This window comes from Jannaschia formosa (assembly GCF_003340555.1).
Classification (GTDB): domain Bacteria; phylum Pseudomonadota; class Alphaproteobacteria; order Rhodobacterales; family Rhodobacteraceae; genus Jannaschia; species Jannaschia formosa.
Window position 1 is genome coordinate 75422 of record NZ_QPLJ01000018.1, and the last position, 14702, is coordinate 90123.

The following is a 14702-nucleotide window of genomic DNA, read 5'->3' on the forward strand; positions in this document are numbered from 1 at the left end:
TCCACGGCGACGCGGTCGCCCCTGCATCCTGCCTAAGAGACGCATGCGATGACTGTTGATCCCGACCTGTTGAGGCGACCCGAGCAGGAACTGTTCCGAACCCCGGAGGCGGTTTCCGGCTTCGCCGAGCACAGGGCACTCGATATCCGCCGCCCCTTCCCGCCCGTCATCCTGGAGCCGCAGGTGGACTGGGCGTGGAACCCCTACGGGGACAAGACCTGGTGCCTCTACTGGCACTCGCTCTACTGGGTCCACGCGATCGATGAGACGATCCTGCGCCACCCCGAGCGCGAGGCGGAACTGGCGGAGCTGCTGCGCGATCTGGTGATGTCCTATGTCGACTTCTTCGCGGGCGGCGGCGAGTCGGTCGATCAGGTACTCGACGACCACGCCGTCTCCTACCGGCTCTCGCATGTCGCCTTCGTCTATGCCCGCCACCTAGCCGGGCGACTTTCACCCGGGGAGGACGCGCGGCTGCGGGCCTTCGCCCTGCGCCACCTGGAGATCCTGCGCGGCTACCTGGCCTCGGACCGCTGGCTCTACAGCAACCACACCCTGTTCCAGATCGAGGGCACGCTGGACGGCGCGCTGGCCTTCCTCGAGGGCGACGCCCGGCAGGAGGCCTACGACTTCGCGTTGGCGGAATTCGCGGCCTGGACCGGGCGCTGCATCGACGCCGAGGAGGGGAGCGCCGCCGAACATGCCGCCTTCTACCACATCTTCCTGATGGCCCGGATCCGCGACTTCGCACTCTACGCCGCGCCTCTCGTGGGCGAGGCGAAGGTCGCCTTCGCCTTAGACCTCGTCGGGAAGATGGCGCCGTTCCTGTGGGACATGAGCGTCTCGCTGGGCAAGCTACCGGGCTTCGGCGACAGCAAGCACGACATGTTCGTCGGCCCGAAATACCTCAAGCCGTTCCTCAAGGCGCCCTATCGCAACGAACTGACCGACGCGCTGGCCGCCCCGCCGGAAACGCGCTCGCCCCGGGCCGGGCTGGCCTGCTACCCGCGCAAGGGCTACTACTTCGCCCGCTCCGGCAGCGGTGCGCGCGAAATGATGCTGTCGGTGATGGACAAGCCCTTCGTCGGTCCCCACGGCCATGTCGACGGGCTCAGCTTCGAGCTCTACCGCGCCCGCCAGCCCCTGCTGGTCGATTCCGGCGGCCCCTATAAGTACGGCAACAAGCTGCGCTTCCAGTACTTCCGCAAGCCCCTCGGGCATAACGGGCTGATCGTGGAGGACGGGCAGCACGACTACGTCTCCAGGGTCACTCGCGCCACCCATGCGGGCGGGCGCAGCCTGATCAAGGGCCTGGCCAAGGTCGCGCCCGGCCTAGTCTGGCGGCGGGGCTTCGTGCTGCTGCGGGGCGACCACCTCGTGCTGCTCGACGTGATCGAGGGCGACCGCGAGGGCCGCAGCGCCTATCTCCGGCTCCAGACCGCGCCCGGCGCCGGAACCGACGAGACGGGGGACGGGACCGGGCGCGTCCTCCACGTCACACCGCCCAAGTCCGACCCCTTCTCCATCCGGGTGTTCCAAGCTGCGGGGGCGCCGTTCGACCCCGCGGCGATGCCCGCCCCGGCCCCCTTCGCGCCCGACGGCACGCCCGGCGGGCGCTCGCTACACGACATCGCGCTGGTGACGAGCCGCGACAACTACTTCGCCGAAGCGCCGGTCCTGCGCATCCCGCTCGAGACTGGGGCGCTGATGGTGACGATCGTCTCGCCCGGGCTCGCAGACCTGCCCGGCTGCGAGGTCTCGCGCGGCACAGACGGCACGCGGATCGCGCTCCCGGCCGCCGAGGGGCCGGGCCACGCGCTCGAGATCCGGCACCTGCTGGACGACGAGGGCCGGCTGTTCGACTTCCGCATGAGCGCCACCGATGGGAGAACCTGATGTCCTTTGCCCGATGCAGCCTGCACATTGGCATGGAGAAGACCGGCACGACCTCCATCCAAGGTATGATGACCGCCTCGCGGAAGGCCCTGCTGGCGGAGGGGATCGTGTATTCGCGGGTGATGGGGTCCGACAACCACACCAACCTGATCGCCTATGCCCGCGACGACGACAAGACCGACAACCAGCGCAAGCGCGCGCTCGCGCGGACCAGGCTCGGGCTCGACGCCTTCCGCCGCCGCATCGAGGAGGCGCTGGCCGAGGAGGCCGCGCGGAGCCCAGACGGCGCCTGGCTGATCTTGTCGAACGAGCATCTCCAAAGCCGGCTCACCAACCTGCGCGAGAAGCAGCGGCTCAAGGCGCTGCTAGACACAGTCGCGCCGGAGGTGGATGTCTATCTCTACCTGCGCCGCCAGGACAAGGTCGCCGTCAGCCTCTACGGGACGCGGCTGCGCTCCGGCTCGGTGACGAGCATGGTGCCGGTCCTCCCGGACGTCGCCGGGGGGCTGCCCTATTTCTACGACTACCACCGCATCTGCAGCGAGTTCGCCGAGGTCTTCGGCCGCGACCGGCTGCACGTCCGGGTCTTCGACCCGCTCCGCCTGCGGGAGCGCGACGTCTGTATCGATTTCCGCGACTGGATCGGCCTCGGGCCGGAGGCGCCGCTCGCCCGGCCCGAGCGGCTCAACGAGAGCATCTCGATCGAGGCGCAGTACCTGCTCACCCATCTCAACCAAGCCGTTCCAATGTTCGTCAACGATAAGCCAAACCCCCTCCGCCTCGGCGTGGAAAAGCGGCTGGACCGGGTCGCGCCGGGCCGCGGTGTGGTCCCGCCCCGCGCCGCGGCAGAGACATTCTACGCCGCCTGCGCCCCCGTCAATGCGGCGCTGTTCCGCGACTTCGAGGTCGAGGGCGGAGGCTTCGAGGAAGGTTTCGACCAGTACCCGAGCGATCCGGCGCCGGCGCCGATCGATCCCGAGGCGCTGGCGCAGGTGGCGGCCCGGCTCTACCGCGATCTGGCCCGGGACCATGCCGCGCTGAAGGCACGCCTCGCCGGGAAGGACTGACGCGGGTCAGGCCGTCCCGACCAGCACCGGCCCGAAATCCGGCCAGTCGATCCTTTCGGCCACGGCGCGCGCCGCCGCCTGCATCGTACTCAGCTCGCCCGCGTCCTTCCGCGCCAGCACCGCGCGCAGCGCCTGCTCCAGCGCGGCCTCTCCGCCCTCGGCGTCATAGGTCAGCCCTGCCTCGGTGCCCTCCAGGACCTCGCGGGTCATGCCCACCGCGGGGATCACCGCGGGCACCCCGAAGCCGAGCGCCAGCATCAGCGAGCCCGAGGTCAGGATCTTCTGGTAAGGGTAGACCGCCACGTCCGCGGCCCGCAGGAAGAGCTGCATCTCCAGGTCGGCGACGAAGCGGCGGGTGGCGCGGATGCGCGCCCGCTCCGCCTGCGAGAGGCCCTCCATCACCTGCCGCTGGACCGCGCCGGTCATCCGCCCGGCGATCAGCAGCACCGCCTGCGGCCGCTCGGCCAGAAGCCGGCGGAAGACCGCGATCAGCTGCTCGACGCCCTTGTAGGGCCGGACCTGGCCGGTGAACAGGATTACGTCCTCCTCCGCCCCGATCCCGAGCTGGGCGCGCGCCTGCGCGCGGGTGACGAAATCGGCATAGGCGCCGACATAGCTGCCGTGGCGCGAGACGCGGACCTTCTCGCGCGGGATCTCGAACACCTCCGCCACCTCGTCGACCGAGGCCTCGGAATGGAAATGCAGCGCATGGGCCGCCGCCGCGATGCGGTTCGACATCTCCACCTCCAGCGCCTGGTAGGGGCTGTCATGCGAGACCGTGTTGTGGATCGTCCAGACCAGCCGGCCGCCTTTGGCGACGAAGGTCTCGACCTTGCCCAGGAAGTCATCGACCCGCTTGCGCGCCTCCTGCCGGTCCTCGACATCCGTCAGGACGAAGTTCAGCCAGTGCAGGTGGAAGGTCAGAAGGCCCGGCCGCTCCATCAGGTCGATCTGGCGCAGGGCCGCGTCTATGTCGCCGGCGCAGATCTCGATGCGGTCCCGCGCGCCGCCATAGAGCAGGTGCTGATAGGGGTTGGAGCGGGAATAGTCCGGCCAGAACAGCACCATCGGCGTGTCGTCCCGGCGCTTGTAGGTGACGCGGCGGGGCTCCTCGGGGTTGGGGACGTGGACGTCCCAGAACCGGTCCAGCCCCATCCGCGCCAGCGCCTCGCGCTGGACCCGGTAGGTGTTGGTCGTCTGGAAGCCCTCGTTGACGTTCGAGGTGTTCTGCCCGTGCCAGCGCCGCTGGTAGAGGATCTCCTCGACATGGCGCATCGGGCCGACCTCGGACAGCTTGAGGAAGATGTCGTAGTCGACCGCGTTGACGATGTCCTCGCGGAACAGGCTGGTGCGTTCCCAGGCGGCGCGGCGGAACATCCGGAAGTGATGCACGATCGAGGTGATCATGATCTTCTGGTGGCTGTAGACCGGCCAGGCATATTCGTCCTTGATGTAGGCGCCCCCGGCGTCGATGCGCTCGCAGGAGCCGTAGGCGCAGGCGAGGTTCGGGTCGTCGTCGAGCGCGGCGACCAGCCGCGACACGGCGCCGGGCTTGAGGCAGTCGTCGCTGTCGAGCTGGCCGACATAGGGCGCGCGCGACATCCGGATCGCCCGGTTCGAGGCGAAGCCGATGCCGCCGTTCTGGAACCGCTGCCAGCGGACGCGCGGCTCGTCGGCATAGAGCCGGGCGAGCAGGTCGGCGGTCCCGTCCTTCGAGCCGTCGTCGGCGAGGCAGACCTCCAGATCGCGGAAATCCTGCTCCAGCACGGACTCGACGGCGCGCTCGATATAGGCCGAGGCATTGTAGGTCGGGATGTAGATCGAGACCCGCGGCACCTCCGAGGCGGCGTCCGCGGCCTTGCGGTCCCAGGAATTGGGGCAGAGCGCGCGGGCCAGGGCCACGTCGGCGCGCTCCCCCGCGGGCGGCTCGACCTGCGACACGGTCAGCGGCACGAAGAAGGCGCCGGCGCGCATCAGGCGGAAGGCCAGTTCGTGGGCGGCGTAGGGGCTGCCCTGGAAGCGGGTCTCGAGCGGCCCCACCCGGCGCAGGAGCGGCGCCGGCACCACCATGTTGAGCCCCTGGATGTCGCGGAACGGAAAGCGCGACAGCCGCTTCGCCGGGACCCGGGCGAAGGGCGTGGACAGGTCGCCCTCGCGCTTCTCGGGCAGGATCGGCTGGACGACATTGTCCGAGATCGCGGCGTAATGCAGCGCACGGCGCAGCAGCAGCGGGTCAAGCTCGACCCGCCCGCTCAGGAAGACGACCAGATCGGCCTCCTCGGCGATCCGCTCCAGCCGGGCGGCGGCCTGCGGCGTGGTGACGGCGGCCTGCACGGCGTCGCCCGCCAGCGGCGCGGGGAAGGCGAGGCCCGGGTCGAGCTTCGGGTCGAACACCGTCACCTGCAGCGCGGCCGAGAGTCCCTCCTGCCGGGCCAGCGCGGCGAGGATCGGCGCCGTCGGGACGTCCGGCTCGGCCGACAGCACGACATGGATGCGGCGCAGCCGGTGGGCCATCGCCTCCGACAGGCGCGCGGCGGCGTCGTCGAGGAAATAGGGCACGCCCGAGCCCATGCCGACGGGCTGCGGCAGGGCCAGGCCGGGCGGATAGGGCTTGGGCGCCGGGGCGTCGGCGTCGAGCCGCCGGAACGGGCGGCGCAGTCTCGGATCGGGGCAGGAGGCGTAGTCGGCCGGGATGTCGAAGGGCCCGACGGGCAGGTCGGCCCGGGCCCGCGCCTCGGCGATCTGGTCGGCATAGATCGCGAAGGCCTGCGCCGGGACCCGGGGGCGGTAGCGGATCGAATCGAGCATCCGCTCGGCGCCGGCAAAGTCGCCGCGCCCGATCCGCTCCAGCGCGACCTGGGCGCGCCGCCAGGGGTTGCGGGGGGCGTCCGAGACGGCCCGGGGGATGTCGGCCGCCTCGCGCAGGCCGGGCAGGTCGGGGGCAGTCCTCAGATCGTCCATGGCCTTACCCCTTCGCCCCCTGGCCTCGCGCGTAGACGTCGTCGTATCGGACGATGTCGTCTTCCCCGAGGTAACGGCCGGTCTGGACCTCGATCAAGACCATCGGGACCTTGCCCGGGTTCTCCATGCGGTGCACGGCGCCCAGCGGGATGAAGACCGACTGGTTTTCGGTCACCAGCTTCACATCTTCATCGACGGTGACACGGGCGGTGCCCTCGACGACGATCCAGTGCTCGGCGCGGTGGTGGTGCGACTGCAGGCTCAGCGCCGCGCCCGGGTTGACGTGGATGCGCTTGACCTGGAAGCGGTCGCCCGTGACCAGGCTCTCGAACCAGCCCCAGGGGCGGAAGTCGACGGGCAGGGTCTCGGCCTGCTTCGCGCCCTTCTCCTTGAGCCGGGCGACGGCGGCCTTCACCTCCTGCGAGCGCGACCGGTCGGCGACCAGCACCGCGTCGGGCGTGGCCACCGCGATCATGTCGCGAAGCCCGATGCCGACGATCTCGAGCGCGTCCGATTCCGAGCGCAGCAGCGTGTCGTGGCAGTCGAGCGCCGTGGCCCGGCCCTGGCGCACCACGCCGTCGGCGTCGCCCTCGCTCTCGCGCAGGATCGCGTCCCAGTCGCCCAGGTCCGACCAGGCGCCGCCATAGGGCAGGACCGAGAGGTTGTCCGCCTTCTCCATCACGGCATAGTCGATCGAGATGTCGTCGAGCCCGCCCCAGGGGCCGGGATCGAGCCGGGTGAAGCTCAGGTCGCGGGTCGCGCCCTCGACCGCGCTCGACACGGCGGCCAGCATGTCGGGCCGATGCGCCTCGAAGGCGGCGATCAGGGTCCTGGCGGTCAGAAGGAAGATGCCCGCGTTCCACAGGTACCGGGCCTCGGCGAGCATCCGCTCGGCCTCGGGGCGGGCGGGCTTCTCGACGAAGCCCATCAGCGGCACCGGCACGGCGCTGTCGGTGGGCGCCTCCAGCTCCAGCCAGCCATAGCCGGTCTCGGGGCGGTCGGGGCGGATGCCGAAGGTGACGATGCGGCCGTCCCGGGCAGCGGGCAGCGCCGCCTGCACGGCGGCGCGGAAGCCCGCATCGTCGCCCATCAGGTGGTCCGAGGGCGCGACCAGCATCGCCGCCTCCGGGTCCGACTGCGCCAGATGCAGCGCGGCGGCCAGGATGGCGGGGGCGGTGTTGCGGGCGGCGGGCTCGATCAGGATCGCCTGCGCGGCCAGCTCGCAGGCGGCCAGCTGCTCGGTGACGACGAAGCGGAAATCGCCGCCCGTGACGACGACGGGGGCCGCGAAGCCCGGCCCGGCGAGCCGCAGCGCCGAGGCCTGGAACAGGCTCCGGTCGCCGATCATCCGGGTGAACTGCTTGGGATAGCTCTTGCGCGAGACCGGCCAGAGTCGCGTCCCCGCCCCTCCGCACAGAAGCACCGGATGGACCATCGTATTGCTCATGAGCCTTTACCTTCGGAATGCGATCCGGACGGCCGAAACCGCCGGGAGATCGGGCGTGATCAATGGATCGAGATGCAATATCCTAAGAATATTGGGGAATAAATCGCTCCTTCGGTTCGGAACCCCTCCGCACCGGGATTGATATATGTTTCTCCGGGGTGCTATTTGAAACGCTGCGGGATGCCAAGCCCGAACTCCGGCCGGCCGCCTTGCTCAGGCAGGGAGACGCCTGTAGGCTGCGCGGCGCGCGCCCTGCACCTGCCTGAGGACCCCGAGATGCCCGATCCCGCCGCACCCCCCGTCCGGCCCGAGAAGGATGCGTCCGAGGACATCCTGTCCTCGCTTGAGGCGATGCTCGACGAGGTCAGCTCCGAGCGCGACGCCCGCCTGCGCCTGCTCGCCGACGCCGGGGGCGCGCCGGCCGCTGCCTCCCCCGCCGCCGCCATCCGGCCGAAGGCCAGGCGCAAGGCCGCCGCGCCCGATCCCGTCTCCGATCCGGCGCCCGACCCCGATCCGGCGCCTGTCTCCGATCCCGCGCCCGGCTCTGCCTCCGACCCGGCCGCCGACCCCGCCTCCGGGCCGCCGACGGAGGCGCGCATCGCCGCGCTCCGCGCCAAGATCGAGAAGGCGCGCGCGGGGCTCGTCAACCGCGACGCCCGCATCGCCGAGCTCAAGGCCGAGCGCGACGCGCTGCGCGCCGAGCTCGAGAAGATGCGCGCCAGCCGCTCCTGGCGCCTCACCGCCCCGCTCCGCCGTCTGCGGGGCTGACCGCCGGGGACGCGACCCGGCAGGCCCGCGCGAGGCCGTCTCGCGACCCTGACCTCCGGCCCCGCCCCCTTCGCCGGACAGGCTCCTGCCGCCCTGCGCTCCCCGCAAGGCGCGACGCAGATCTCAGTCTGCCGCCATCTTGTCCAGCCGCCTGATCTTCTTGTCCCAGGCGCGGGGATGGACCAGGTCGTAGGCGCGGCGGTCGCGGTCGTTCTCCTGCCCCTTGCGGAACACGAGCAGGTTCTGGCGGTACCAGTAGCGGATGCCGTCCCTCCACCAGATCTGCGGCCGCAGCAGGTCCTGCGCACCGAAGCCCTGGTCGTTGAAGTGCTGCACCCACCAGGACTGCCACTGCTCGTTGACATGGTCCTTGCCGCCCTGGCCGGGGATGGCGGCGCTGAAGACGACGGTATCCGACAGCGCGCAGAGATCGGCCACGAAGGAGGCCCCGCGCGCCTCGGGCAGGTGCTCGGCGACCTCCAGCGAGGTCACGAGGTCGAAGCGCCGCCCGACCAGGTCGGCCAGCGGCACGTCGCCCAGCGAGAGGTCGACCTTGACCAGCCGTTCGGGGGTGGCGCGGAAGGCCTCCTCGACATAGCCGCCCTCCATCCCGAGGATGTCGGTGACGCCCTCGTCCTCCCAGACCTTCAGCCAGGTGCCCGCGCCGCAGCCCACGTCGCAGACGCTGGAGATGCCGGGCAGCACCTCCCGCAGGAGCGGCACGATATAGGACGCCGCCTTGTAGGAGGCGTCGGACTGCGCGGCGTAGAAATCGGAATCGTAAGTCTTCAGGTGGTCGCCCGACGGCGGGGCGGGGGCGACGCGGGAACGGGCGGGGGGCTCGGGGGCAGGGTCGGGGACGACCTCGGGGGCCGTCCCGGAGGCACTGGCATCCGAGGGACTGGCCTTCGAGGGACCGGCATCCGAGGCACCGGGCTTCGGAGCCTTGGCCTTCGGAGCCCTGGCCACCGCGCGGGCCGCGGAGACGGGCCTGGGCGCGGCCGGCTTCCCGGATGCGGCGGACGCGGCGGGCGCGCCCTCCAGCAGCTCGGCGATGCGCGCGGCCCAGATCGGCGCCAGCGTGGCGACCTCGAACTCGGTGGCGCGGGCGTGGCGGGCGCGGGCCTCGGCCTCGCCCTCCTCGGAGAGCAGCGTGCGCAGCCGGGCCGGGATCTCCTCGGGGGTGGGGACGGAGTAGTTTATCTCCTCGTCCATGTCGTAGTAGAGCACCCAGCGGCCATGGGCGAGCACGTCGAAGGTCGACCGCCCGTAGTCGAGATGGTCGGACACCCGCACCATGCCCCGCACCCGCGGCACCCAGTGCTCCATGTCGATCTTGCCCAGGGCGCGGACGTTGGGCCGCTCGACCGGACACTCCTCGGAGGGGAACAGCAGCACCTCGATGTCGTCGTCGACCTGCTCCAGCAGGTCCTTGATGACGGGCAGCTTGGACTTCATGAAGCGGTGCGGCGGGTCGTAGTACCACAGCACCCGCTTCTCCTCGGGCAGCGGCGCGAAGGCGGCGGGCGCCTTGAAGCGGGGGGCGGGGCGATACATCGTGCGAGCGGCGAAGCCCATCTCGGTCATCTTGCGGGCCGCCGACCGGGTGTTGCACCAGACCTCGACCGGCGGCGCGCGGCGCAGCCGCTCCTGCAGCTTGGGCGAGCCCATCAGCTTGTTGACCACGGTCTGCAGCGCATAGAGGATCGAGCGCTTCATCACCTCGTCGGAGACCGACAGCGTGTTGTGCAGAAGGCCGATGTCCTGGCCCTCGGGCAGCGGCCCCTTCTTGAGCACCTCCTCGTCGAAACGCGTGACCGAGATCCCCTGGCCCTTGAGCGCCTGCTCCAGCGTGATCAGGCCCATGATCGAGCCGCTGCTCGTCGTGGTGGCCACCTTCATTGTCATGTCACGGTCCTTTCCTCGACTGCGGCGCCTTCTGCCCCAGATCGCAGAGCACGGCAAACCGTCACGGCGCCGCCGCGTCCAGCACCCGGATCTCGGGGCGATAGCGCCCGCCCGCCCCCGCGCCCGGCAGCCGGCGCAGGGCGCGGGTCTCGACCGTGTCGCCATAGACCAGCACCTCGATCCGGGTGCCGTCGACGACGCCGCGCAGCGCCTCGCAGATCGCCGTCGCGCCCTCCCCGGCCTCGTAGGCGTTGACCTCGACCAGGCCCACGCGCCGGCCCTGCCGGGCCAGTTCGGCCAGCTCGGCGGCCAGCTCCTCCATCTCGGGGCCGGGGCGGCGGAAGTCGCCCTCGACCACCAAGTCGTAGGGCGGGCGCGCCGCCAGCGCCGCGGCGCGGTCGGGGCGCATCATCGCGGGCACCGGGAAGGGCCGGTCCGCCGGGTCGCCGCTGTAGCGCAGCGCCCCCGACGCCGCCGCCTCGGCCCAGGTCGCATGGTGGCGCAGATGCGCGTCGAGATATTCCTTGCGCACCCCGTAGTAGAAGCCGTCCACCCCCGTCACCGCGCCGGTCGTGACCGAGGTCTCCGATTCGCGCTGGAAGGACAGCGGCCCGGTCTTCAGCTTCTGGAACGAGTCGCGGCCGAAGACCGCCTGCATCCGGCGGATGAACTCGTTGTCGGCGCCGAAGCGCACCGTGTCCCAGTAGCCCAGGGCCGCCCGCACGGGCGCCTTGCGCCACAGGAAGGACGAGGTGTTGAAGATCGTGAAGGCGCCGTTGCCGCGCACCTTCACGCAGGTCAGGTCCTCCTGCAGGCGCGCCTGCTCGGAGGTGCAGCCCATCGTCCCGGGGGTCTCGGCCAGGTGCCGCATCTGGGTCTCGATCTTGAGCGGGTGCGACCAGTCGTCGGCATCGTGCAGGGTGACGAACTCGCCCCGCGCCGCGTCCAGCCCCCGGTTGCGGGCGACATAGGCGCCGCCGTTCTTCTCCATCCGGATCAGCCGGATGCGCGGGTCCTCGGCGGCGAAGCGTTCGGCGACGGCGCAGGTGTCGTCGGGGCTGACATCGTCGATGACGATGATCTCGAGATTGCGCCAGGACTGCGCCTGCAGCGAGCGCAGCGCCGTGGGCAGCATCGCCTCGGCCTCGTAGGCGGCGATCAGCACCGTCACCAGCGGGCCGTCGGTCACCGGCGCAGGCTGCTCGGCCGAGAGCCGGTCGTAGGCCGTCGGCCCCTCGGGCAGGAGCGTCGCCCCCGCCAGCCCGTGGGCGGCCAGCATGGCGTTGATCCAGACCAGCCGCGCCTCGGGCGTGGGCTCGAAATTGGCCCGCGCCAGCAGCGCGTCGGGCGTGGCCTCGCCGGCCAGCGCCAGCCGGTCATAGGCGGCCAGCCCGCCGGCCCGGTCCTCCGCCAGGTGATGGGCCAGAAGCTCCGAGATGGCGATCTGGCAGCGCATCTCCAGGTCGGGCGCCTCGGCGCGGGCGCGTCCCAGCCAGCCGAGCGCGGCCTGCCCGTCCCCCGCCTCGCGCAGCCGCAGGTGCCAGACCGCCAGCTCGCGCGCGGCCAGCGCCCGGCCGCGGGCCGAGGGGTCGCGCCCGGCCATCTCGCGCAGCTCGGCCAGCGCCTCCTCGGTGAAGCCCAGCATCAGCAGCTTGTCGCGCACCGCGCGCACCCGCCGCAGCGCGTCGCGCTCGGGGTCCTCGGGGCGCGTCGGCCAGCCCTTCTCGGCGCCGCCCTCGCGGACGTAGTGCAGCAGCGGGTTCTCGCCCCGCTCCAGCACCTCGGGATGCGCCTCGACATAGAACCGCGTGTCGAAGTTCTTGCCCGGGTCGCGGCCCATCGCGGCGCCGTAGCGCAGGTAGTGCTCGGCCGGCTCCATCCCCAGAAGCGCCACGTCCGGGTAGGTCTCGGCATACCAGATGCCATGCACGTGCCGGGACTGCCGCGCCATGCGGCAGGCCCGCTTCAGGTTCGTGCGTACCAGCGGATCGTCGCGAACGGTCAGCATCTGTCGTCTCCGTAGCCGGCGGCGCGATCGCCTGCGCGCCCCAGGCCTCCCCCGGGGCTCTTGGTCGCGCCTCCGGGCGCGGGCCGCAACCCCTCGAAACCACCCCTCCTCCCGCGGGCGACGGGTGCAATTGCATCCGGCGATCCATCGCCTATGGTGCGGCGACTTTCGCGATGCCCCCCCGGGAGGGCCCGCCCCTTCCCGCCGCTTCCGGAGCGTCCTGACAGATGAGCACCAAGATCGCGACCGCCCCCTCTCCGGAGACGTCCCTGCAGGGGCTCGACACCGTCCTTCCGGTTTCCCGGCGCGAGATCTTCTGGCGGCCCAAATACCTCGCCGCCTCGGGCTATCTGGAACATCTGCCGGTGCTGTTCTGGCTGGCCGGCGACCTGCGGCCCGGGACGGTCGTGACCCTGGGCGGCGGCGCGGAGGGCTCGGCGGTGGCGCATCTGGCGCTCTGCCAGGCGGTGGAGCGGCTGGGGCTCGATGCCGACTGCACCGGCCTGAACACCTGGCCGGGCGAGATCGGCAGCGTCGCCGACTATGCCGACACCCAGTATGGCGAGTTCGCGCGCCTGGTCGAGGTCGCGGACGACGCCGCGCCCGGCCTCTTCGAGGAGGGCGGGATCGACCTTCTGGTGGTCGACCGCGACCTCGACGCGGGCCTGCTGAAGGGCCTGGGCGCCTGGGCCGACCGGCTGGGCGACGAGGCCTGCCTGGTGCTGCGCGGCACCGAAGCCGCGCGCCGCGACCCGGAGCTGTCGGCGGCGCTGGACGCCTTCCGCGGCGGCCGCCCGGTGCTGCGCTTCCCGCATGGCGGCGGGGTCTGGGTGATGGCCGCAGGCAAGGCCCTGCCCGCCCGGCTGGAGCGGCTGGCGGGGATCGAGGGCGACCGGTCGCTGTTCCGCTCGCTGCAGCAGGTGTTCCAGCGGCTCGGCGCGGCCTGCGCCAACGAATGGGCCGCGCGCGACGCCGCGCGCGTCCAGGCCGGCAACCTGCGCGAGCTGGAGGCGCTGCGCCCCGAGCTCGACCGGCTGAGCGCCGTCGAGGCCGAGCTCGGCGAGGAGCTGGTCGCGCTGCGCGCCGCCCATGCCGCGCGCGCCACCGAGCTCGAGCGCGTCGAACGCAACGCGCTCGAGGCGGGGCGCGCCAGGGAAGACCGCATCGCCGCGCTCGAATCGGAGCTCGCGCGCAACACCCGCACGGCCGAGGCCGAGGCGGCGCGGCTGGACCGCGCGCTCGAGACCGCCGAGGGCGAGCTGGCCGAGCTGCGCGCCGCCCATGCCGCCGATCTCGCCCGGCTGGAGCGGGAGCTGGCCGAGGCCCGGGCCGATACCGGCGCGCTCGACGCGCTGGAGGCCACCCGCCGCGAAGAGACGGCGCGGTTCACCGCCCTTCTGGCCGAGCGCGACGGCGAGCTTTCGTCCCTGCGCGAGGCGGCGCAGGCCGCCGCCGAGGAGGCGCAGGCCGCGCGCGCCGCCCTGACCGACGGGGTCGGCACGCTGACCGCGCTGCTGGCCGAGTCCGAGGAGCGCGAGGCCGCGCTCTCGCGGGAGCTGGCGGAGCGGCCCGAGCCCGAGGAGATCGCCGAGGCCGGGGCGCTGCGCGCCGCCCTCGCCGAGCGCGAGGAGGCGCTCGACCGGCTCCGGCGCGAGGTCAAGGCGATCGAGGCCGAGAAGGCCCGGGTCGTCGCCGATGCCGACCGCGCCCGCGCCGCCCACGAGGCCGATGCCCGCCGGGCGAACGAGGACCGCGCCGCCGCGCTCGGCAAGCTGACGGCCCTGCGCGAGGAGCTGCGGAACAGGCCCTCCGAGGCCGGAGAGATCGAGGATCTGCGCGAGGCCCTCGCCGCCCGCGACCTCGCCCTGGGCGAGGCGGTGCAGGGCCGCGCCCGGATCGAGGAGCAGGTCGCGGACCTCACCCGCACCGTCGAGCGCCAGGCGCGGGAGCTGGCCGAGCTGACCGCCTCGGGCGTCGCCGACCCCCGCGCCGCCCAGCTCGCCGGGCGCGCCGCCGAGGAGTTGCGCCGCAGCGAGCGCGAGGCCGCCGACCTGGCCGCCGCCCTGCGCCGCAGCCAGGACGCCCGCGCCGAGGCCGAGGCCGAGCTGGAGCGCACGAAGCGCGATCTGGCCCGCATGAAGGCCCGCAAGGAGCATCTCGAGAACCGGATCAGGACCGAGCTGGGTGGGTGAGCGGCGGTCCGGCGTAGCCGGCGAAAGGTCCGGTGGACATTTTCGCCCGCGCGGGCGGAACCCCGGCGGCCCGGGATCGGTCCAGTGAACCGCTTCAGCTTCCAGAGACGTCGTGCCGACGTCCCGATGAACGGGCAGAGCCCCAAAGCGGCGTTCCGAGAGCGGTCTTCCGCCGGGGCTGAACCCCGTCCGCGCCTGAAACCGAACGCGGTCGCTCCGATCGGACACTTGCGGAACCCAGATACGGATCGAGATCTACTCCCGAAATCCGGTGTTCAGCGCCATCGATCAGGTATCGCCTTCCGAGCGAGGTGAAGGAAGGGCTTGTTTGTAACTGTTCCATCCCGGCTGATCACATTTCCCCACGACGATCCGCGCTCTTCATGGCGAGGTCGATCCTGAGGGACATTCGAGGCGGGGCGAGACTATGCTGATCCATCTTCACAAGCGGGCCA

General features: G+C 71.9%; 8 protein-coding genes. 4 read left to right on the forward strand and 4 right to left on the reverse strand.

Going from position 1 to position 14702, the window contains the following annotated elements; genetic code table 11:
- Positions 1-48: 48 nt before the first annotated feature.
- Complete coding sequence (locus tag DR046_RS16515) at positions 49-1896, forward strand: heparinase II/III domain-containing protein (protein ID WP_115383496.1); 1848 nt, start codon at positions 49-51, stop codon at positions 1894-1896.
- 68 nt (positions 1897-1964) lie between these two features.
- Positions 1965-2963 (forward strand): hypothetical protein, encoded by a 999-nt coding sequence (locus tag DR046_RS16520; protein ID WP_135227319.1) that lies wholly within the window; start codon positions 1965-1967, stop codon positions 2961-2963.
- Between the two features lie 6 nt (positions 2964-2969).
- Here DR046_RS16520 and DR046_RS16525 read toward each other — a convergent pair whose 3' ends face one another.
- Positions 2970-5924: a glycosyltransferase gene (locus DR046_RS16525; protein WP_115383498.1), complete on the reverse strand. Its 2955-nt coding sequence runs from the start codon at positions 5922-5924 to the stop codon at positions 2970-2972.
- Between the two features lie 4 nt (positions 5925-5928).
- Positions 5929-7359, reverse strand: a complete 1431-nt coding sequence (locus DR046_RS16530; RefSeq protein WP_115383499.1) for a mannose-1-phosphate guanylyltransferase/mannose-6-phosphate isomerase — start codon at positions 7357-7359, stop codon at positions 5929-5931.
- Positions 7360-7647: 288 nt separating this feature from the next.
- Between DR046_RS16530 and DR046_RS16535 the strand changes: the two genes are divergently transcribed.
- On the forward strand, positions 7648-8139 hold the full coding sequence (locus tag DR046_RS16535; RefSeq protein ID WP_115383500.1) for a hypothetical protein: 492 nt from the start codon (positions 7648-7650) through the stop codon (positions 8137-8139).
- Positions 8140-8262: 123 nt separating this feature from the next.
- On the opposite strand, the gene DR046_RS16540 is transcribed toward DR046_RS16535, so the two are convergent.
- Entirely contained in the window at positions 8263-10047 is a 1785-nt protein-coding gene (locus DR046_RS16540; RefSeq protein ID WP_135227320.1) for a class I SAM-dependent methyltransferase, read from the reverse strand.
- A gap of 61 nt (positions 10048-10108) precedes the next feature.
- On the reverse strand, positions 10109-12055 hold the full coding sequence (locus DR046_RS16545; RefSeq protein WP_115383502.1) for a glycosyltransferase family 2 protein: 1947 nt from the start codon (positions 12053-12055) through the stop codon (positions 10109-10111).
- A 227-nt stretch (positions 12056-12282) separates the two neighbouring features.
- Here DR046_RS16545 and DR046_RS16550 point away from each other — a divergent pair, with 227 nt between their 5' ends.
- Positions 12283-14247, forward strand: a complete 1965-nt coding sequence (locus DR046_RS16550; RefSeq protein WP_115383503.1) for a hypothetical protein — start codon at positions 12283-12285, stop codon at positions 14245-14247.
- Positions 14248-14702: the final 455 nt, after the last annotated feature.

What these genes read in the sequence shown, in the direction of transcription:
- DR046_RS16515 (WP_115383496.1), top strand. Translation starts at nt 49, where the DNA reads ATGACTGTTGATCCCGACCTGTTGAGGCGACCCGAGCAGGAACTGTTC.
- DR046_RS16520 (WP_135227319.1), top strand. Translation starts at nt 1,965, where the DNA reads ATGACCGCCTCGCGGAAGGCCCTGCTGGCGGAGGGGATCGTGTATTCG.
- DR046_RS16525 (WP_115383498.1), bottom strand. Translation starts at nt 5,924, where the DNA reads ATGGACGATCTGAGGACTGCCCCCGACCTGCCCGGCCTGCGCGAGGCG.
- DR046_RS16530 (WP_115383499.1), bottom strand. Translation starts at nt 7,359, where the DNA reads ATGGTCCATCCGGTGCTTCTGTGCGGAGGGGCGGGGACGCGACTCTGG.
- DR046_RS16535 (WP_115383500.1), top strand. Translation starts at nt 7,648, where the DNA reads ATGCCCGATCCCGCCGCACCCCCCGTCCGGCCCGAGAAGGATGCGTCC.
- DR046_RS16540 (WP_135227320.1), bottom strand. Translation starts at nt 10,047, where the DNA reads ATGACAATGAAGGTGGCCACCACGACGAGCAGCGGCTCGATCATGGGC.
- DR046_RS16545 (WP_115383502.1), bottom strand. Translation starts at nt 12,055, where the DNA reads ATGCTGACCGTTCGCGACGATCCGCTGGTACGCACGAACCTGAAGCGG.
- DR046_RS16550 (WP_115383503.1), top strand. Translation starts at nt 12,283, where the DNA reads ATGAGCACCAAGATCGCGACCGCCCCCTCTCCGGAGACGTCCCTGCAG.